Below are 18178 nucleotides of genomic sequence, written 5' to 3' on the forward strand. Positions count from 1 at the left end.
AAAATGACAGCCATAAGACGTCTCTTGTTCACAGGAACAGTTGCCGCCATCGGCGGGGTTTCCTTTTTTTTGTTGGGCCTTCCCCTCCCGTTTCTCCTGGGGGCCATGTCGGCGACGGCACTCCTGCAGACGCTCCGTTCCGACCCCTTGCCCGCTCCGCAAAGCGTCACCCAATTTGCTCAGTCGTTGATCGGCGTGAGTATCGGCTGTTCCTTTTCCCTCTCTTTTTATCAGTCGCTGATCGGGCTGGCGGTTCCGCTGATCGTTTATCTCCTGTCGGTCATGGTTCTGGGGCTTGTTTCGGGTATTTTGCTTTTCAAACTGTCCGATTTGGACGGAATGACCGCCCTCTTTTGCTGCGTTCCCGGAGGGGCCTCCGAGATGATCAGTTACTCGGAAGCTTACGGGGCGGATTCCCGGATCGTCGCCACCTACCATACGGCGCGGATCGTGCTCATCATCGTCTCCATGACGTTTTTGGCCCCCTGGCTGGCGGGAAGCCCGAGCGCCGGATCCACCGCCGGCGGAGCGGGAAACTCCCTCGATCTTTTCGCTTTCTGGACGCCGGTGTTGCTGGTGATCGGGACGCTCGCCTGGTGGCTGTCTACCCGGATCCGGTTCCGCGCCGCTTCCTTTTTGCTGGCCGTTTTGCTGGGCGTTATCGGCAATGGAGTGTTGTTTCATTTGGACAAGGCACCGCTGACGTTTACCATGATCGGCCAGATGCTCCTGGGCATCTCGGTCGGATCGAAGTTCGACCGCGCCACCTGGATCCGGATCGTCCGGTTGGGGAAGACGATGATGCTCGTCATGATGTTTACGCTGTTGATTTCCCTGGGCATCGGCTATCTGTTTTACCGGGTCACTTCCGCCGGTTTGGTGACCAGCCTGTTGGCCACCATCCCCGGCGGCGCAGCGGAGATGGCCACCATCGCGCTCACCCTCGGCTGTGACGTGACCTTGGTTGCCGCCATCCAAATGATCCGGCTCTTCACCATGTTTATGGTGGCGCCGGGGATGACGATCTGGCTGGGGAGGCGCCTCGCCGCCAGGGAGACGGAAGGGAAAGGCTGACGCCCGGCAACGCACATTTACACCGGCCGATTGACGTCTCTGGCGATCGCCCTCTTCTCATCCTCGGTCAAAATTACGCTGAACAGGGGAAACAGGTAGTGGTCTTCCTTTTCGATGTGTTTTTTCAGCAGGTAGGCAAGCAGCCCCATTTTCTGAATCAGTTCCTGGGAGGGGTTTTCGGGATCGTGGCCTTCAAACATGGCCAACGCCTCCCTGTGATGTTTCCGGATGACGTCGTGTTCGCTTTTTAATTTGGCGATGGGTCCCACTTCCGTCTCCGGAATGTGGTTTTCGAGCCGGGAGAGAATGTACTTTTCTTCAAAAAGAAAGTGATGTTCCAACTCGTGACCGATTTGATTCAAAGCCTCCCGGTAGATTTCGGAGTCGTAACCCTCCCGGACCCGGTCCATCAATCGGCTCAGCGAGGCGTGCTCTTCGATGAAGGAATGCAACTCGGGAGCGACGATCGCCATGATTTTGTCCACTTCCTGCGCGCTCGTCCGCTTCCAATCCGTAAGATCCAGTTTGGGTTGATATTTTGCCATTTCGATGCCTCCTCACCGGCTGGCGAATTTCGTTGTCGGACGCGGGCAGCATCCGTGACGGGACGACAGCGGTTGTTAAGCCCCGTTCATGGTCAGCATATCACACCTTTCATCGTTTCCAATCACGGAGAAACCAGCGATTTGTGACAAAGGGAGAACAATCTTTTCAAAATGCGATGAACGTCCAATGGTGCTGGAGAGAGAATGGGAGGAGATAAGGCATGACCATTCAGGTGGGCCTGATCGGCTACGGCATGTCCGGCGCGGTGTTTCATGCTCCGCTGATCCGGCATGTGGAGGGTTTGAAATTGGCGGCGGTCGTCTCGAGCAAGCCCGAAAAGGTGCTGGGGGAAAATCCGGGGGTGGAGGTGCTCTCCTCCCCGGAGGAGTTGCTCGCCCGAAAGGATATCTCCCTCATCGTCATCACGACACCCAATACCCTCCATTACCCTTTGGCCAAGGCGGCCATTGACGCCGGCAAGCACGTGGTCGTCGAGAAACCCTTTACGGTCACCTCCGGAGAGGCGGAGGAGCTGATCGACCTGGCCCGGAAACGGGGGGTTTTGCTCAGCGTGTACCACAACCGGCGGTGGGACGGTGATTTTCTCACCGTGCGCCGCCTGGTGGAATCCGGTTGCCTGGGTGATCTCGCCCTGTACGAAGCCCACTATGACCGCTATCGCCCGAAAGTCCGCGACCGCTGGCGGGAATGGGATCTGCCGGGATCGGGGACCCTGTACGACCTGGGCTCCCACCTGATCGACCAGGCTCTGGTGTTGTTCGGCCCGCCCCGGACGGTCTGGGCGGATTTGGGGGCTCAGCGGCCCGGGGCGAAGGCCGTCGACTATTTTCATCTGGTGTTGGACTACGGGTCTCTGAAAGCGATCCTGCATTCCGGTTCGCTGGTGCGCAGGCCGGGGCCGCGCTTTCAGCTGCACGGGGAAAAGGGGAGTTTTATCAAATACGGGATGGATCCCCAGGAGGATCAGCTGAAACAGGGCGCATCTCCCGGGGATCCGGGATACGGAAGGGAGCGGGAGGAGGATCACGGAGAGATCACCGTCAATCTGAACGGGCTGACGGTAAGGGGGCGGGTGGAAACCCTGCCGGGGAATTATGCTTCCTATTACGAGGCAGTGGTGGAGGCGATTTCCTCGAATCGTCCGGTCCCCGTCCCCCCCGAAGAGGCCCGGGACGTGATTCGGGTGATCGAATGCGCCATTCGCAGCGACCGGGAGAAGCGGGCAGTGGCATTCGGGCGGTCCAAGTAAAGCAGCGGACGGCGGGAGTCCCCCGCCGTCCGCTCCATTGACGGATCGAAACCATGGACGGGATGGTTGCGTTCATTTGCCGCGGAAGGATAGAATTCAGCGCTTCGTTTGATACACGTTGATTTCCGCTGCCGAACCGTATCCATTGACCCCTTCAACGGCCACCAGTTTGATATAAGCCGCGTCGACAGGGGAGAATCGGATGCGCTTTTCCGTTTTATCCTGCGCCCAGGGGCCGCTGGCTACCTCATGATAATGGATACCGTCCGTGCTTGCCAGGAGTTGATATTTTGTGATGATCCCGTTGGTGCCGGTATCCTGTCTGGGCAAATAGCGAACCTCATCGATTCGGTACTCACCGTCCAGATGAATGGTGATCGATTGCGGCAGCGGATCTTTTTTGGACCAATCGGTATGCCACATGGTCATCTTGTTGCCGTCAATGGCATGTTCAGCCGGATCGCGTCCTTCTTCTTCGCTCGTGGCCGTTGCCGTCATCCGGGACTGGGGGATTTGACGGGGATCCAATATTCTGCATCTCAGCAGCTCTTCTTCCGTGTACCTTTTATTGCGGTGCTTATAACTGGCGGCAGCGGTCATGTGGTAGACCCCCGGAGCCGCATCGGAAGGTGGCGTGACTTCGAAGGTGGCGGTTTCCCGCTGGCCTCCGCGGATTTTGTCAAATTTCGTCTTGGAAGTTTTCGTGACGGTCCACCCCTCGGGCGGAGTCAGCGACAACTCCACATTCTCCACGTCGGTGTCGTCCTGATTCACAAAGGTGACCTTAACTTCCCCGGGGTTCCCCGGAACCCATTCCTCGTATCCCTCCACCTCAAACCATGCAAGCGGCTTTTTGTTTTTGGAGCGGAAGGCTTTCATTACCATGCCCGTCTCGGGAGAGCCCAATTTCACAAAGACGGGATTTTTGTGAAGCGGAGCGGCGTAATTTCTGATCGTCGTCGGCCCTTTAACGATTTTCCCGTTTCGGACATCATACCAATGGCCCGGCGGAATGTAGATGTCCCGCGTCGAAGCTTCCGTCAGGACCGGGGCGGCCATCACGGTGTCCCCCAGCAGCCATTGATCTGTGATCGTGTAGGTTTCTTCCTCGTCAGGGAAGTTGAAAAACAGGGGTTTCATGATCGGTTCTCCAGTTTTGACCGCTCTTTGCACCTGTTTCCATATATAAGGAGTCAGGCGCTTGTGTTCCTCGATGGCCGCTCGATAAAGGACGACCGTCTCGTTGTCGTAGTCGTTTGTCTCCCCCGTATCGGCATGGGTCATGCCCAAAGGAGATGTGGATGAATACATGATCGGCATAAGGGACGAGGCTTGCGCCCAACGGACCAACGTCTCCTTTTTGGGCGGCGGGCCGTGAAGGGAGCCGCCGATCATGTCTGTGGTGACAAAGGGATAACCGATCGTCGAGATCGCCAAATTCTGGGTTACGGCCGCTTGCAGGGAACCCCAATCCGTGTCTTTGTCAACCTGGCGTGTGACAAATCCGTACTTCTGGCTGCCGCTCCACGATATTCGGATGCCCGCCCCTTGCAGATCAAATTGATCGGCAAGCTCCGCCCCCAAAGTGAGATAATCCAGGGCATCAAAGCCTGAACGTGGAGCGCATCGCTCATCGAAGAAACGCGTATCGAATTTGAAGCCGTCCACCCCGTATCGTTCCATCAGGGTCTTCAGTTTGTTTACATACCATTGTCGGGCTTCCGGATTGGCGAGATCGATAATTCCCGCCGTTCCGTTCCACCATGTCACTTCGCAGGTTTGATTCGGATCTCGGGCGTCTTTGAGCAAATATCCTTTTTCCTCCGCCAGTTTGTAGTTCTCGGAATCCTGATTGATCCATAGGGTCGTCCACAATCCAAAGTCGAAGCCGAGCTCATGGATTCGGTCCACCATGGCCTTGGGATCCGGGAACTTTTCGGCGTCGAATGTGAAGTTGCCGTAATTGGATTCCCACTTGTCGTCCAACTGAACGGTGTGCCCGCTCAGGTCGTTGTTGGCCAGTCCCTCCGCATACTCGATCACTTTTGCCTGATCCACTTTTTCGTAAAACTGGGCCCATGTATTCCAGAGAGGCAGTCTGTATTGTTCATAAACGTTGTCGCTTTTTTCGGGCTTGCCCACAATACCGATATAATCGTAAAAGACTTCCGTCGGCGTATTTTCGACAAACACCACGGCGTTGAACGCGTCCGTGTCCTTGATGAAGAATTTTCCCAGACCATCGTTCTTGTCGTTGATGGCGACGTCCATGAGCGATTGGGTGTCCACCCACAAGCCGACGGCCTTGGAAGTAAACCAGAACGGATCGATCATCAGATAGCTCGCCGGGCCGAACATGCTGTTGCGGACTTGCCCGGTATCGAGCGGCCACGGTTGCGTCCGGTTGCTTGTTTCCCCATGTCCGTACCAGTGGCCGGACGAGGTGAGATCGTAAACAAAACCCAACTGGTCCGCTTTGAGCCGTTCTTCCTGATTTTTGTCCGTGACGGATGCGATGATCCGGTAACGGTTCGTTTCCGGCACAATCCGAACATGCAATAGGTGATCGGGAGACGTGGTTGCCAGCCCCAGGTGCAGGGTCTTGCCGTCCCAATGCCATGTTTTGACTTCCGTGGCGTGATACCACTCCCCGTCAACCATAAACCGGACGGGACCATCTTGGTCGCCGGAAGAAGCGGTTGACATGACGACTTCGTCGTTTCGCTTCGTCGTGATCCTAAAGGGTGAAGAGGTGATTTCCACGCGATAACCCGAGGTGCTTAGCAGAATCTCGCCGGATGCCTCTGACGCCGAGACGGAGCTGTTTTGCGTTGCGGAGTCGCCTTGCGCGAGAGAAGGTTGTAACAGAAGAACGAGACACAGCACAACGGGGATCCAGATTCTTCGTTTCAAATCGACCGCCTCCTCTTCGCACGAGGGATAACAAGACCGTCATATTAATACACATTACGATAAATTCAACTTGATTTTAAATCTTTTGGAGAGTAAAAACAATCCAACAATGGTACTATTTACACCATTTGGGGGTTGGCCAACAAGATTTTGACGTCATCATCCCCGCCTATCATCCGTTTGGAACCCAAAAACAGCATAATTCTTCTTCAAACTATGGATTATACAGGCCGAAGGGTCTTTGGAATTTTGGATACGGGAACAGCGGGGGATGTCTCTGCTTCTGAACATTTAGCCCGCTGTTATTGACGCAATTATACAAATTAATATAAAATACTATTAAAACCGTATTATGAATATTTTATCAATTAAATGGCTAAATGATTTTATCAGTTCCTCGATTGAATTTTTGTCATGTTTTCGGTCCGCAGAGATGTCATTCGTATACCATTCATCCGATCGAATGACTGATGGGAGGTCTGCAAGTGCCGAACATCCTGTTAACCCGCATCGATAACCGGCTGATCCACGGACAAGTGGCGGTTACCTGGTCCAACCACGTCGGAGCCAATCTGATCGTGGTTGCCAACGATGAGGTAGCGAATGACCCGTTGCAGCAAAGTTTGATGGACATGGCTGTGCCGGGGATGGAAACCCGCTATTTTACGATCCGGGAGACCATCGACAAAATCGGGCTGGCCTCCGAGGAACAAAAGATCGCCCTGATAGTCAAGACGCCGCAGGATGTGCTGGAACTGGTGAAAGGAGGGGTTCCGATCCGGAAGGTAAACGTCGGAAACATGCACTATTCGGAGGGAAAGGAGCAGTTGACCAGCACCGTTGCCGTGGATGAGGAGGACAAGAAGGCGTTTCGGGAACTGCATCGGCTTGGTGTCCAATTGGAGATCCGACGGGTGCCGAGTGAAAAAGGGAAGAACATGATCGATCTGATTTAGGAGATGAATACCGCGATGTTGATCGAAGCGATTTTGCTCGCTTTATGGGCGGGTATTGCCGGAATTGATCAGTTCAATGTGTTGACGCACCTTCATCGGCCGATCGTGACGGGATTGGTGGTCGGACTGATACTGGGCGATGTCAAGACCGGGTTGCTGGCCGGCGCCACGCTGGAGTTTGTGTGGATGGGAATGGTTCCCTTGGCGGGGGCTCAGCCTCCGAATGTGGTGATCGGCGGTGTGATGGGCACCGCCTTTGCCATCCTGCTTGACCAGGACCCCAAGGTGGCGGTCAGTATTGCCGTTCCCTTTGCGGTCGCCGTCCAGGGAGCGATCACCCTGCTCTTCACGATTTATTCTCCCGTCATGCACAAGATGGACAGCTGTGCGGAGAACTCCCGCCACCGTGCGACAGATTTGCTCAATCTGTCCGGGATGGCCGTTTTGTTCCTATTCAACGCGATCATCACTTTTCTGCCCATCTATTACGGCGTGGAGACGGCGAAGTCTCTGGTGGAGAGCCTGCCTTCCTGGCTGATGGACGGATTGACGGTGGCAGGCGGGATCATGCCTGCGATCGGTTTTGCCATGCTGCTCACGGTGTTGCTGAAAAAGGAGTATATCGCCTTTCTGTTGGCCGGTTTTGCCATCGTCACCTATTCAGACATCAGCTTGTTGGGGTTGGCCATCCTGGCGCTTGCCTTCGCGCTGTACGATTATTACCGCGGAGAGAGTCCTTTGAAGGAGGGGAAGAAGGGTGGCATCTGAGGACCAAGCTCTCAACCGGAACGGGGAAGCCGGCCCGCAGGAAAAGGTTTTGTCGAGAAGGGATCTTTGGGCAATGGCCTTTCGCTCCTTCTTTTTGCAGTCGTCTTTCAACTACGAGCGCATGCAGGCGGGCGGTTGGTTGTACAGCCTCATGCCCGCGTTGAAAAAAATTTATCGGGAGCCGAAAGAGTTGGCGGCAGCGATGAAGCGTCATCTGGAGTTTTTCAACACACACCCCTTCCTTGTGACCCCGATCCTCGGCATCGTAGCCGCGATGGAGGAGTCCAGGGAAAAGCCGGACACCATCCGCGGAATCAAAGTGGGGATGATGGGCCCGCTCGGTGGCGTCGGAGACGCGGTTGCCTGGCTGACGCTCTTGCCGATCACGGCGGGGATCGGTGCCGCGATTGCGATGGAAGGCAGCTTTGCCGGACCGATTTTCTTTCTGCTCACCTTTAACGCCATTCATTTTGTGCTGAGGTTTGGAGGTGTGTTTTACGGGTACAATGCGGGAGTCAGAGCCATTCACAAACTGAAAACGGGAACCCAGGCCATTTCCCGGGCCGCTTCGATCGTCGGGCTCATGGTGGTGGGCGGAATGATCGCCTCCTATGTCAAATTGAGCACTTCGGCGAAGGTTCCGATCGGCAAAGATGCCTTTGACATTCAAAAGGAGTTATTGGACAAGATCATGCCCAACCTCCTTCCCTTGGCCTACACATTGCTCATGTACTTCCTGTTGAGAAAGGGGTATTCCCCTTTGAAACTGATCGTCATCACCGTTTTCCTCAGCGTCGTTGGAAAATATTTCGGGGTATTGTAAAGTCGATGCGAGCAGATGGGAGGATCGCCCTTGATCGGTATCGTTCTTGTCGGACACGGAGCCTTTGCGACGGCACTGAGAAGCTCCGTCGAGATGATCGCGGGCAAACAGCCGAAAATGGCGGATGTTTCTTTTGACCTCCGCGATTCCGATGAGGATCTGGAAAAAAAATTAAGAGCGGCCGTTTCCGGATTGGGGACAGTGACCGGAATTCTGTTTCTTGCCGATCTGGTGGGAGGCACCCCGTTCAGGGTCAGCGCGTTGATCTCCAGGGAATGGGAACGGACTTGCGTCATCGGCGGGGCCAATCTGTCCATGATTTTGGAGGTGCTTCCCGCGCGGGATCATCTCTTGTTGGAACAGGTGAAGGAAAAGGCGATCCACGCGGGCAGGGAAGGGATCAAGGCATTTCCCTGAACCGTTTTGTGTCGAGTTTGGGGAAAGAAGGGAATCCGATGAAAGTTGGAGTGTCTGCAGGAAAGCTCCCTTCCCGGATCGGGATGCCCTTATCCGGTTACCGACCGATTCGGCGTTCCTCCGCCGAGCACAGACCGCTTTATGTCCGTGTTACCCTGTTTGAGAGCGGGGCGGGGGAGCTTTTCATCGCGATCCTGATCGATGCGCTTGCCGTCGGGAAAAAATGGTCGGAGCAAATGAAGGGGAGGATTCGCCGCCTTTTCCCCGACCGCCGGGTTTACGTCGCCATCGCCTCCACCCATTCCCATTCTTCGCACGTCAACGCCCTTTGCGGGGATGAGGTGGTGGTCCTGGTGTTTCCCGATGTGTTCGCCGCGGCGGGGCCCGACGAAGAATGGAGCCGCGCCGTCTTGGAGTCGGTTCTGAAAGCCTTCCGTTCATTGGACAACCTGACGGCCGTTCGCCTATACAGCCGTGCCGTTTCCGGTGTGGGAGCCAGTCGGAGGGAGCGGGGGACGTACATGTGGCTTCCCCTGCAGGTAGCCCAATTCATCTGTGCCGATCATCCGCCGATTGTCTGGGCGAATTTTCCTTGTCACCCGACGGTGCTCGGCCGTGGCCACACGTGGATCAGTCCGGACCTTCACGGCTCGGCGGCACAAATGCTGCAGGAACGGGGATATCGGGTGGGAGGGGTATGGAACGGCCCGGCGGCGGACATCAGCACCCGGTTCACGCGCAGGGAATCGAGCGTCGGGGAATTGGAGCGGCTTTCCTGCCGTTTGGCGGGTCACATCGGGGACCTATTGAATCGTCGCAGCTGGGAAAGGGAGATCCGTCCTTCAAATCTTGCGGCATGCGAGTGGTCCTATCTGCTTCATCCGAAGTTGCGGCCCGGTAAACCGCCTCCGGATTCGGCCCAGTCTGAGGACATCATGGAGGGGATTCGCGCTCTTTCCCGGGTGACTCTCTCCTCCGAGCTATTGAGCGTCTCAATATGGAAATTCGATTCGTGGACGATCCGTTGGGTTCCGGGAGAGCTTCCTCTGAGCGCCTTCCTGCGGGATCGGATGGCGTCGACCCGTTTTCCCGCGGATCGGTGGATCATCGGATATGCCAATGATTACCCCGGGTATTTGATGCCCGAGGAAGACGGCTCGTACGAGTCGGTCATGACCTTGTACAACCCGAAAGAGATTCGCCGGTTGATTGACGAACTGAGGGAACCGATCTAGACCATTTCGAAAGCTGTGAGGGGAGGAAAGAGGAGTATGCTGAAGGAAACGTTGGCCTCGAAAAATGCGGTGTTCGGCACCTGGATTCGGATTCCCCATCCGATGGTGGTGGAGGCGATCGCCTCCGCCGGGTTTGACTTTGTCCACCTCGATCAGGAACACGGCCCGATCGGGACGGCGGAGCTGGATCAGCTGATCCTCGCCGCCAAGGCGAGCGGCATTCCGGCCGTTGTCCGGGTTCCCGGCAAGGACGGCACCCGGATCGGCCGGACCTTGGATCTGGGGGCGGAGGGAGTGATCATTCCCCATGTGACAAGCGGGGAGGATGTCAGGTCCATCGTCCGGGCCGGCCGGTTTCATCCGTCGGGGATGAGGGGGGTGGCCGGGGGGTGCCGGGCGGACGGTTACGGAACGCTGCCCTTTGTCGAGGTATCCGAAGCGGCTGAACGGCGATCGATTCTCGCCGTCCAGATCGAGTCCAAAGAGGCGGTGGAGCGGCTGGACGAAATCCTGGACGCCTCCGGCGATTCGGTGGATGTTTTCTACATCGGTCCCGCCGATTTGTCACAGTCCCTGGGCATCCCCTGCCAGTTCGATCACCCTCTCCTCAGCGAAACCATCCGCCAAATCACTGAGCGCCTCCGCTCCTGCGGGAAGACGGTGGGGATCCATGCTCCGACGGTGACCCACGGCGTGGAATACGCCAAGATGGGAATCCGGTACATCACCTGTTCCATGGACATCGTCCTGCTTGCTTCAAGGGCCGAAGCGTTGGCCGCCGAGTGGAGGGAGGCGCTGAAGAGCCTTCGCTGAATTCTTGGTCTTGACCGATTGCTGCGCGTTACCGGATGGAGTATTTGTTCATCTTGTACATGAGGCGCTGCCTGGAAATGGAGAGAAGGCGGGCCGCGGCGGCGATTTGCCCACCGGTTTGCTCCAGGGCATCGAGAATCAGTTTTTTCTCGATGCTCTCCAATTGTTCAGGGAGGGATTTGGTCGGATCCAGGGCGATGTCCGACGGCGGGCGGTCCGGTTTCGCGTGACGGATCTCCCGGGGGAAATCCTCGATCGATAGTTGCTCATCCCGGCACAGGACGACGGCGCGTTCCACGGCGTTTTCCAGTTCCCGGACATTTCCCGGCCAGGGGTATTCCACCAGCCGGTCGATCAACTCGGGGGGGAGGGTGAAAGGTTTGTTGTACTTTGCGCGCTGCTTGTCCAGAAATTGTTCGATCAGGGGAGGAATGTCTTCTTTCCGCTCCCGCAGGGGAGGGATGAAGATATCGATGATGTTCAGCCGGTAGTACAGATCCTCCCGAAACAAGCCCTCTTCCACCATGGTTTTGAGATCGCGGTTGGTGGCCGCGATGATGCGGACGTCCACGTGGACCGTTTGGTTGCTGCCCAGCGGCATGAAGGATTTCTCCTGAACCACCTGCAGCAGCTTGGCCTGCAGGGGCAGCGAGATCTCCCCGATTTCATCCAGGAAGATGGTGCCGTTCCTGGCGGCTTCAAATTTTCCCTTGCGCTTGGCGTGGGCGCCGGTGAACGCCCCCTTTTCGTAGCCGAACAGTTCGCTCTCCAGCAGCTGCTCGGGCAGGGCCGCGCAATTGACGGAGACGAAGGGTTGGTTTTTCCGATCGCTCCAGCGGTGGATCATTCGCGCGATTCGGCTTTTTCCCGTCCCGCTTTCCCCTTCCAGGAGCACCGTGGCATCCGTTTCCGCGGCGCGCTCGACCATTCGGAACACCCGTTTCATGGCCGGGCTGACCCCGATCATCTCCTGGTCCTGCATCATTTTGCTGATTTTTTCTTTCAGGGTCCGGTTTTCCTGCTTCATATCCAGCCATTCGCATGCCCGCCGGATGATGATCTCCAGCTCGTCCATTTTGGCCGGCTTGGACACATAGTCGAAGGCGCCCGCTTTCATCGCGGTGACGGCGCTCTCCACATCGCTGTAGGCCGTCATGATCACGAAGAGCTTGTTGGGATACCGGGGGACGAATTCCTGCAACAATTCGATTCCCGTCGCATCCGACAGCCGGAGGTCGAGAAAGATGATCCGGGCGTCGGCGTCCCGCAGCTTGGACCGGGCTTCTTCTCCGGTCGAGGCGGTATGGACGACAAAGCCCTTTTTAGTGAAGTAGGAGGACAGGATGCGCAGCAGCTTCGTCTCGTCATCGACAAACAGCAGCGAAGTCATGAGGATTTCTCCTCCCTTCTCCCCTTGGGAAGTTGGATGAAGAGGGTCGTCCCCTTATGCACCGTACTGGATGCCCAAATTCTCCCGTTGTGCCGGCTGATGATTTCGTGGGCGATGGCCAGCCCCATTCCGGTTCCTTCCGCCTTGGTGGAGAACAGGGGATCGAAGATCCACTGGATTTGGGACTCGGGAATCCCCTTTCCCGTGTCTTCGATTTCAATCTGCCAGACGTTCTCCTTCTCGAGCAGGCGAAGATGGAAACGACCTCCCCCGTCTTCCATCGCCTGCAGGCTGTTCAGCGCGATGTTGAGGAGGACCTGAACCAGATGGTCCTTGTCCGCCCGAACCCAGGCGGCGTCCCTCCCGTAATCGGCCTGCACCTCGATTCCCTGGTCGCTGAACTTTTTGCGGATGAGGCCGATGAATTCCTCGATCACGGTGACCAGATCGATCATTTCCGGTCGGGGATTTTCTTTTCCTTTGGCCAGCATCAGGAAATCGGTGAGCAGCCGGTTCATGCGCTGTACCGTTTCCTGGATGTCCGCGGTCAATTCATCGATTTCTTTTCGATTCACGGGCGTTTGATTCATCTCCAGCCGGATCGCTTCCACCGCCGCCTGGATGATGCTCAGGGGGTTTTTGATTTCATGGGCGATGCCGGCCGTCAACTGCCCCAGGGAGGCCAATCGTTCGCTCTGCTTCAGATATCTCTCCAGCTGCTTGATTTCCCCGACATCCCGGATCACGACGATGGCGCCGATGGTTTTGTCGTCTCCCCCGCGGAACAGGGAAGAGTAAATCCGAACGTCGTGTTTTTTCTTCTCCTTGTCCAAGAGGTAGCTTTCCACCTCTTCAAAGGACCTTCCCTCCCGCAAGGTTTTCCAGGAAACGAATTCCTCCTTGTGCCTTTTCAGGGGAAGTTCGAAAATCGGTTTGCCGATCACCTCTTCCCGGCGGAAAAGGGTCAGCTTTTCCGCCCCCTTGTTGAAGGTGGTAATCCGGCCCTCGGGATCCGTCGTGATGACGGCATAGGGAATCGATTCCAAAATATAAAACAGGCGACGTTCCTTTTCGGTCAGCTCGTCCGCCATCTGGGCCAGGACCGTGGACAGATCCTGCAGTTCATCCTTCGTGTCGACGGGTGCAAATTTCTTCCTTAGTCCCCGCTGGTACTCGTTCACTTGCCGGATCAGGCCCAAAACCGGTTTGACGACCCGGGAGGTGCCGACCAGCGTCAGAAACAGGGCGAGCAACATCACCCCCAAAAATCCCTGGAGCAGCAGCATTCGGACGTGATGGACCGGGGTGGCCGCCTGCTGGGTGCTTTCTCCCACGATGAGGCCCATCTGCCCCATCGACAGGGGGCGGTAGGCGATCACCATCTCCTGATCCGCAATGTTCCCCTTCCAGAGGCCGAACCGGTCCTTTCGCAGGTATTGGAACACGGGGTGCCGGTTGAGGGATTTTCCGATGTCGCGCCGGTTGCTGTGCCCGATGATGTTTCCCTCCCGGTCGATCACGATGTTGACGCCTTCCCGTCCGATGGAAAACTCCTCCAGATAAGCGGAGAGGGTTTCCAGATTCAGATAGGCGACCACTCCGCCCCGGTACCGTCCCTTTTGATCCAGGGCGGGGTAGGCGATCGCGATGGTTTTGGTGCCGTCGGGGAGAACGGTCAAGCCGGAGATGTAATGGGTTTTGCTCCACTTGAGCCGGTGGTGGACGGAATCCAGGCGGAGCGGGGAGGGAAACCGTTTGTCCGGAACCCGGACCGTGGGGTTGCCGTTTCGGTCGTAGGCCTGGATGAAGAGATAGATCGGATCATAGGCGAAGATCCGTTCCATCTCCGATACGTAAAAGGGTTGTTCCTTTTTGGGGCTGTATACATAGGGAGCGACATGCCGGAGGTTGCTGATCACGCTCTGAAACGTCAGGCCGAGGCGCTTGCCGAGGGTGCGGGCGATCAGTTCATCCCGGTATTGGATCTGGGATTGCACGGAATCGTTCATCACCCAGTCCGTGATCCCGTACAAAGCGGCCAGGGCGAACAGGATGACGACGAAGACGATCAGGAAGTATCGCTTGACAAGCCGGGAGTTAAACATCTTATCCACTCCGTGTGCGCCCGAGAATTCCAAAAAAGGCCGCGAGCAATGGCCGGCGACCGTCCGGCATTTTTCATTTAAACCGGTGTTGATTCTTTCGAACCTTTCACTTCTTGGCAATTCTTATTTTACATAAAACCCTTCAGGAGCGTACAGTGGGGATAACTGGCACGAAATTTGCTTGATTCCTTTGGCAGAGTCTCATCATTTTCTGGAGGAGAGAAATCATGATCGAGCGTGGCATTCACTTCTACAGCGACGGCTACCGGTTGGAGGGGACCCTGTATTTTCCCGACGACCTCCGGGAAGGGGAGAAAAGGCCCGCCGTTCTGCCGCTGTCCGGTTATCAGGGGTTTAATCAATTTTATCCCCGGCTGTTTGCGGAGTATCTGACAAAAAGCGGGTTCGTCTGTTTGGGCTTTGACTATCGGGGGTTCGCCCGGAGCGAAGGTCCGCCGGATCGGGTGGTGCTTGACGAGCAGGTGGAAGATGCGAAAAATGCCGTCACCTTTTTGCGTCTCCAGAAGGAAGTGGATCCGGAGCGAATCGGGATCCTCGGCTGGGGAATGGGGGCTTCCCACGCCATCCGGGTGGCGGCCAGGGACACCCGCATTCAGGCCGTGGCGGCGCTCAACGGATTTTACAACGGCAAGCGCTGGCTGAAATCGATTCATTCCTACGTGGAGTGGAACCGGCTGATCCAGGAGGTGGAACGGGACCGCGCCAGCCGGGTGAACCGCGGTCGTTCGGCGCAGGTGGATCCCTTTATCCACTACCCGTTGGATCCGGATACGGAGGACGTGGTCCGGAAAGAGCTGAAGCCTTTGCCTTTCTTCGGGAAGCGGATCACGCTTCAGTTTACGGAATCGATCCTGGAGATGGATGCGGAAAAGGAGGTGAAAAACATCTCTCCGAGGCCGCTGTTTATCGCTCACGGAAAGCGGAACATGCTGCATCCGCCGGAAGAGGCCCAGTCTCTGCACGAGGCGGCGAAGGAGCCCAAGGAGCTTTATTGGATCGACGGGAAGCACAATGACTTCATGCATCGGAACGATCCGGTGTTTGAGGATTTGATGGAGAGGCTGACCGGTTTCTTCGGGAGGAATCTCCAGGGTTTCGGGCAAGCGGAGCGCCCGCCGCTTCTGAACAGCGGTGCCTGACGGGCAAAAGATTCATCGGGAAGCGCAAAAAAATTTGCACCACCCGCCGCGAAGGGAGATGCCGCCATGGGTCGAAGCATTTCGCCTTTTTACGCCGCCAGCATCCAGTTCAATCCGCGACTGAACCGACGGGAGGAAAACATCGATGCCCTGTACGAGGTAGTGCGCCGGGCGGCGGAGAGCGGAGCCCGACTGATCGTCACCCCGGAGATGGCGACGACGGGCTATCAGTACCGGGATCGGAAGGCGATTGCGCCGTTCGTGGACACCATTCCCGGGAAGACGACCCGCCGGTTCGGAGAGATCGCCGAAAGGTACGGGGCGTACATCGTCCTGGGGATGGCGGAAGCGGATCCGGAGACGGGGCTTTTCTATAATGCAGCCGCACTGATCGGTCCCGGGGGCGTGCTGGGCAAGTACCGAAAACTGCACCTGTGGGCCGCGGAGGAAACCTGGGCCTGCCCGGGAGACCTGGGGGTTCCCGTCTTCCCCACGGAGATCGGGAGGATCGCCATCATGATCTGCATGGACGCCGCCTATTTCGAAACGGCGCGCCTGGCGGCCCTCCGGGGAGCGGATATCCTGGCCTTTCCCACCAATTCGTCGGGGCAGACGGTGACCCTGTTGCAGGATCGGGCCCGGAGCAACGGCCTGTACATCGTCGGCGCCAACCGCTCCGATACCGAGGAGGGGTTCCGCATGGTCGGGGCGAGCGCCCTTTGGTCCCCCCGGGGCGAATTGCTGGCCGCGACCCCCTACCGGGCCGATCCGGAGCAGAAACGGGACGAGCCCACGTGGATCGCGGCCCGGATCGACCCGGCCCTTTACGCGAATCCCGCCAAGGAGCGGCTTAAGGAAAGGCGGCCCGAATTGTACGCCGATCTGCTGCTGCACAGGGGTTCCTGGGGTTTCCCCGCGGATCCCCCCCGTCGGATCGCGGTTGCCGTCCTCCAGTATGAACCCCTTCCCGGGAACAAGGCGGCCAATCTGGAAAAGGTGCGGAAGCTCCTCGGGAAGGCGGCGTTTCCGGATTCCGGACAGCGGCTGATCGTGTTGCCGGAGCTTTCGCTCACCGGACCCGCAAGGGGTCTGCCGAAGGAGCGGATCCGCCGCTGGGCGGAGACCGCGTCGGGATTCACCGTGCGGGAGATGGGGCGGCTCGCCCGCATGTACCGGGCCTCCGTGGTTTTCGGTCTGATCGAACGACGGGGGGAGGCGCTGTACAATGCCGCTGTCCTTTTAAACCCCGAGGGGGAGATCGCGGGGATTTACCGGAAGGCGCATCTGGAGGCAGAGGAGAAGAGATGGGCTCTGCCCGGGAATGAACTCCCCGTTTTCCCGACGGAGGAATTGGGCCGGGTCGGCCTGATGCTGGGCGAGGACGCCCTCTTTCCCGAGACGGCCGGCGTGATGGCGGTGAACCGGGCGGATCTGGTGGTGATTCCCTCCGCCTTCCGGGAGGGAACGGGTTGCGAAAGGGTCCGTTACCCCGGACAAGCCGCGGAGCCGGTGGGGATGATTCCCTGGGACACCATCGCCCGGGACGTTCAATCGCCGGTGGTGGTTGCCAATTTTGTCGGCACGCCCTACCGCCTGCAGGGGAGGGGCTCCGTGTACACCCCGCGACAGGACGGGGAGTCGACCCGCGTATGGTCGGCTTCCGGAGAGCGGGAGGAGGTATTGGTCGCCCGTTTCCGCACCCTTCGGGAGCGGGGCTGGTTCAACCAGGAAAAGCTGAATGCGACCCGGCGAACGGCGTTTTACAAGCCGTTGGTGTTCCCGGAGGGGACCTTTCCGCCGGATTTATGATGATCGGGGGTGATCCCATTTACCATCCACTCTTGAAAGGCGCGATCGATCTGCATTGTCACTGCGCTCCCAGCCTGTATCCCCGGAAGCAGACGGATTGGGAACTGGTCCGGGATCTGAAGGCGAGCGGAATGGCGGGAGCGGTGATCAAATCCCACGAGTCCCAGACGGTGGACCGCACCGCCCTGATCCGGATGGCGGAACCCGAGCTTCACGTGTACGGGGGACTGGTGTGCAACGAAATGGCCGGCGGCTTGTCACCCGCTTCGGTGGAGGCGGCGATCAAGCTGGGGGCCAAGATCATCTGGATGCCCACCGTATCCGCCCGCGCCCACCGTTCCTACTATTCGAGAAACCGGTCCGGTCGCATCCACGCTACGGAGCCCGTGCGGCAAAGGGGGCCCGGTCTGGAGATATGGGATGAAAACCGCCGGATCCTGCCGGAGGTGCACGAAATCCTGCGCCTGATCGCCGAGGCGGACGTCGTGCTGGCCACGGGCCACCTGTCGCCGGGGGAGGTATATGCCTTGGCGAAGGCGGCCGGGGAACACGGGGTAGCCAAACTGCTGATCCAGCACGCCGACCTCGGCATCGCTCCCATCCCCCTGGAGATGCAGCGGGAGCTGGTCCGGGGCGGGGCCCTCATCGAGAAGTGCTACCTCGCCTGTGGCGCGGACTTTCGGACGTTGACCGTGGAGGAGATGGGGCACACCATCCGGGTGTTGGACCCCGCGTCCTGCGTGCTGGTTACCGATTACGGCCAGGCCCACAATCCGCCTCCGGTTGAGGCGCTCAGCCGGTTTGTGGGGGAAATCGCCCGGTGCGGCTTTTCCGATGAGGAGATCCGGCGGATGATCGTCCATAATCCCCGGCAGCTGCTGGGCATCGACTAGGGAGCG

At 57.8% G+C, this 18178-nt stretch carries 15 protein-coding genes; 11 read left to right on the top strand and 4 right to left on the bottom strand.

The genetic code is table 11. From position 1 onward, the window contains the following. Positions 1 to 3: 3 nt before the first annotated feature. On the top strand, positions 4 to 1074 hold the full coding sequence (locus tag CLV97_RS09055) for an AbrB family transcriptional regulator (protein ID WP_106345197.1): 1071 nt from the start codon (positions 4 to 6) through the stop codon (positions 1072 to 1074). Between the two features lie 17 nt (positions 1075 to 1091). On the opposite strand, the gene CLV97_RS09060 is transcribed toward CLV97_RS09055, so the two are convergent. After that, the gene (locus CLV97_RS09060) at positions 1092 to 1619 is read right to left on the bottom strand and encodes a hemerythrin domain-containing protein (RefSeq protein WP_106345198.1); all 528 of its coding nucleotides are present in this window, start codon (positions 1617 to 1619) and stop codon (positions 1092 to 1094) included. 221 nt (positions 1620 to 1840) lie between these two features. Between CLV97_RS09060 and CLV97_RS09065 the strand changes: the two genes are divergently transcribed. Beyond that, positions 1841 to 2890 carry an oxidoreductase gene (locus tag CLV97_RS09065; protein ID WP_106345199.1) on the top strand — a complete coding sequence of 350 codons (1050 nt, stop codon included), beginning with the start codon at positions 1841 to 1843 and terminating at the stop codon, positions 2888 to 2890. Between the two features lie 96 nt (positions 2891 to 2986). On the opposite strand, the gene CLV97_RS09070 is transcribed toward CLV97_RS09065, so the two are convergent. Further along, on the bottom strand, positions 2987 to 5803 hold the full coding sequence (locus tag CLV97_RS09070) for a TIM-barrel domain-containing protein (protein ID WP_106345200.1): 2817 nt from the start codon (positions 5801 to 5803) through the stop codon (positions 2987 to 2989). A gap of 485 nt (positions 5804 to 6288) precedes the next feature. Here CLV97_RS09070 and agaV point away from each other — a divergent pair, with 485 nt between their 5' ends. From agaV to CLV97_RS09100, 6 genes are read left to right on the top strand one after another with little or no spacing between them, the layout of a single operon-like run. After that, entirely contained in the window at positions 6289 to 6759 is a 471-nt protein-coding gene (gene agaV, locus CLV97_RS09075; RefSeq protein ID WP_106345201.1) for a PTS N-acetylgalactosamine transporter subunit IIB, read from the top strand. 15 nt (positions 6760 to 6774) lie between these two features. After that, entirely contained in the window at positions 6775 to 7527 is a 753-nt protein-coding gene (gene agaW / locus CLV97_RS09080) for a PTS N-acetylgalactosamine transporter subunit IIC (RefSeq protein ID WP_106345231.1), read from the top strand. After that, a complete protein-coding gene (locus CLV97_RS09085) occupies positions 7517 to 8350 on the top strand; it encodes a PTS system mannose/fructose/sorbose family transporter subunit IID (RefSeq protein ID WP_245891447.1) in 834 nt (277 codons plus the stop codon). Before agaW ends, CLV97_RS09085 begins: the two co-directional genes overlap by 11 nt. Before the next feature lie 30 nt (positions 8351 to 8380). After that, positions 8381 to 8767 carry a PTS sugar transporter subunit IIA gene (locus tag CLV97_RS09090; protein ID WP_170070427.1) on the top strand — a complete coding sequence of 129 codons (387 nt, stop codon included), beginning with the start codon at positions 8381 to 8383 and terminating at the stop codon, positions 8765 to 8767. Positions 8768 to 8805: 38 nt separating this feature from the next. Next, positions 8806 to 10002 (top strand): hypothetical protein, encoded by a 1197-nt coding sequence (locus CLV97_RS09095; RefSeq protein WP_106345203.1) that lies wholly within the window; start codon positions 8806 to 8808, stop codon positions 10000 to 10002. Positions 10003 to 10038: 36 nt separating this feature from the next. Next, positions 10039 to 10815, top strand: a complete 777-nt coding sequence (locus CLV97_RS09100) for an HpcH/HpaI aldolase family protein (protein WP_106345204.1) — start codon at positions 10039 to 10041, stop codon at positions 10813 to 10815. 28 nt (positions 10816 to 10843) lie between these two features. Here CLV97_RS09100 and CLV97_RS09105 read toward each other — a convergent pair whose 3' ends face one another. After that, positions 10844 to 12205: a sigma-54-dependent transcriptional regulator gene (locus CLV97_RS09105; protein ID WP_106345205.1), complete on the bottom strand. Its 1362-nt coding sequence runs from the start codon at positions 12203 to 12205 to the stop codon at positions 10844 to 10846. Further along, a complete protein-coding gene (locus tag CLV97_RS09110) occupies positions 12202 to 14310 on the bottom strand; it encodes a sensor histidine kinase (RefSeq protein WP_106345206.1) in 2109 nt (702 codons plus the stop codon). The genes CLV97_RS09105 and CLV97_RS09110 overlap by 4 nt, the downstream gene beginning before the upstream one ends. A gap of 227 nt (positions 14311 to 14537) precedes the next feature. Here CLV97_RS09110 and CLV97_RS09115 point away from each other — a divergent pair, with 227 nt between their 5' ends. The 3 genes from CLV97_RS09115 to CLV97_RS09125 all read left to right on the top strand — a co-directional run bounded on the left by CLV97_RS09115 (position 14538) and on the right by CLV97_RS09125 (position 18172). Further along, positions 14538 to 15470, top strand: a complete 933-nt coding sequence (locus CLV97_RS09115; RefSeq protein ID WP_106345207.1) for an alpha/beta hydrolase — start codon at positions 14538 to 14540, stop codon at positions 15468 to 15470. Positions 15471 to 15536: 66 nt separating this feature from the next. Continuing rightward, positions 15537 to 17279, top strand: a complete 1743-nt coding sequence (locus tag CLV97_RS09120; RefSeq protein ID WP_106345208.1) for a nitrilase-related carbon-nitrogen hydrolase — start codon at positions 15537 to 15539, stop codon at positions 17277 to 17279. Then, positions 17279 to 18172 carry a DUF6282 family protein gene (locus tag CLV97_RS09125; RefSeq protein WP_106345233.1) on the top strand — a complete coding sequence of 298 codons (894 nt, stop codon included), beginning with the start codon at positions 17279 to 17281 and terminating at the stop codon, positions 18170 to 18172. Before CLV97_RS09120 ends, CLV97_RS09125 begins: the two co-directional genes overlap by 1 nt. The last annotated feature ends 6 nt before the right edge of the window (positions 18173 to 18178 follow it).

This window comes from Planifilum fimeticola (genome assembly GCF_003001905.1).
Taxonomy (GTDB): Bacteria; Bacillota; Bacilli; order Thermoactinomycetales; family DSM-44946; genus Planifilum; species Planifilum fimeticola.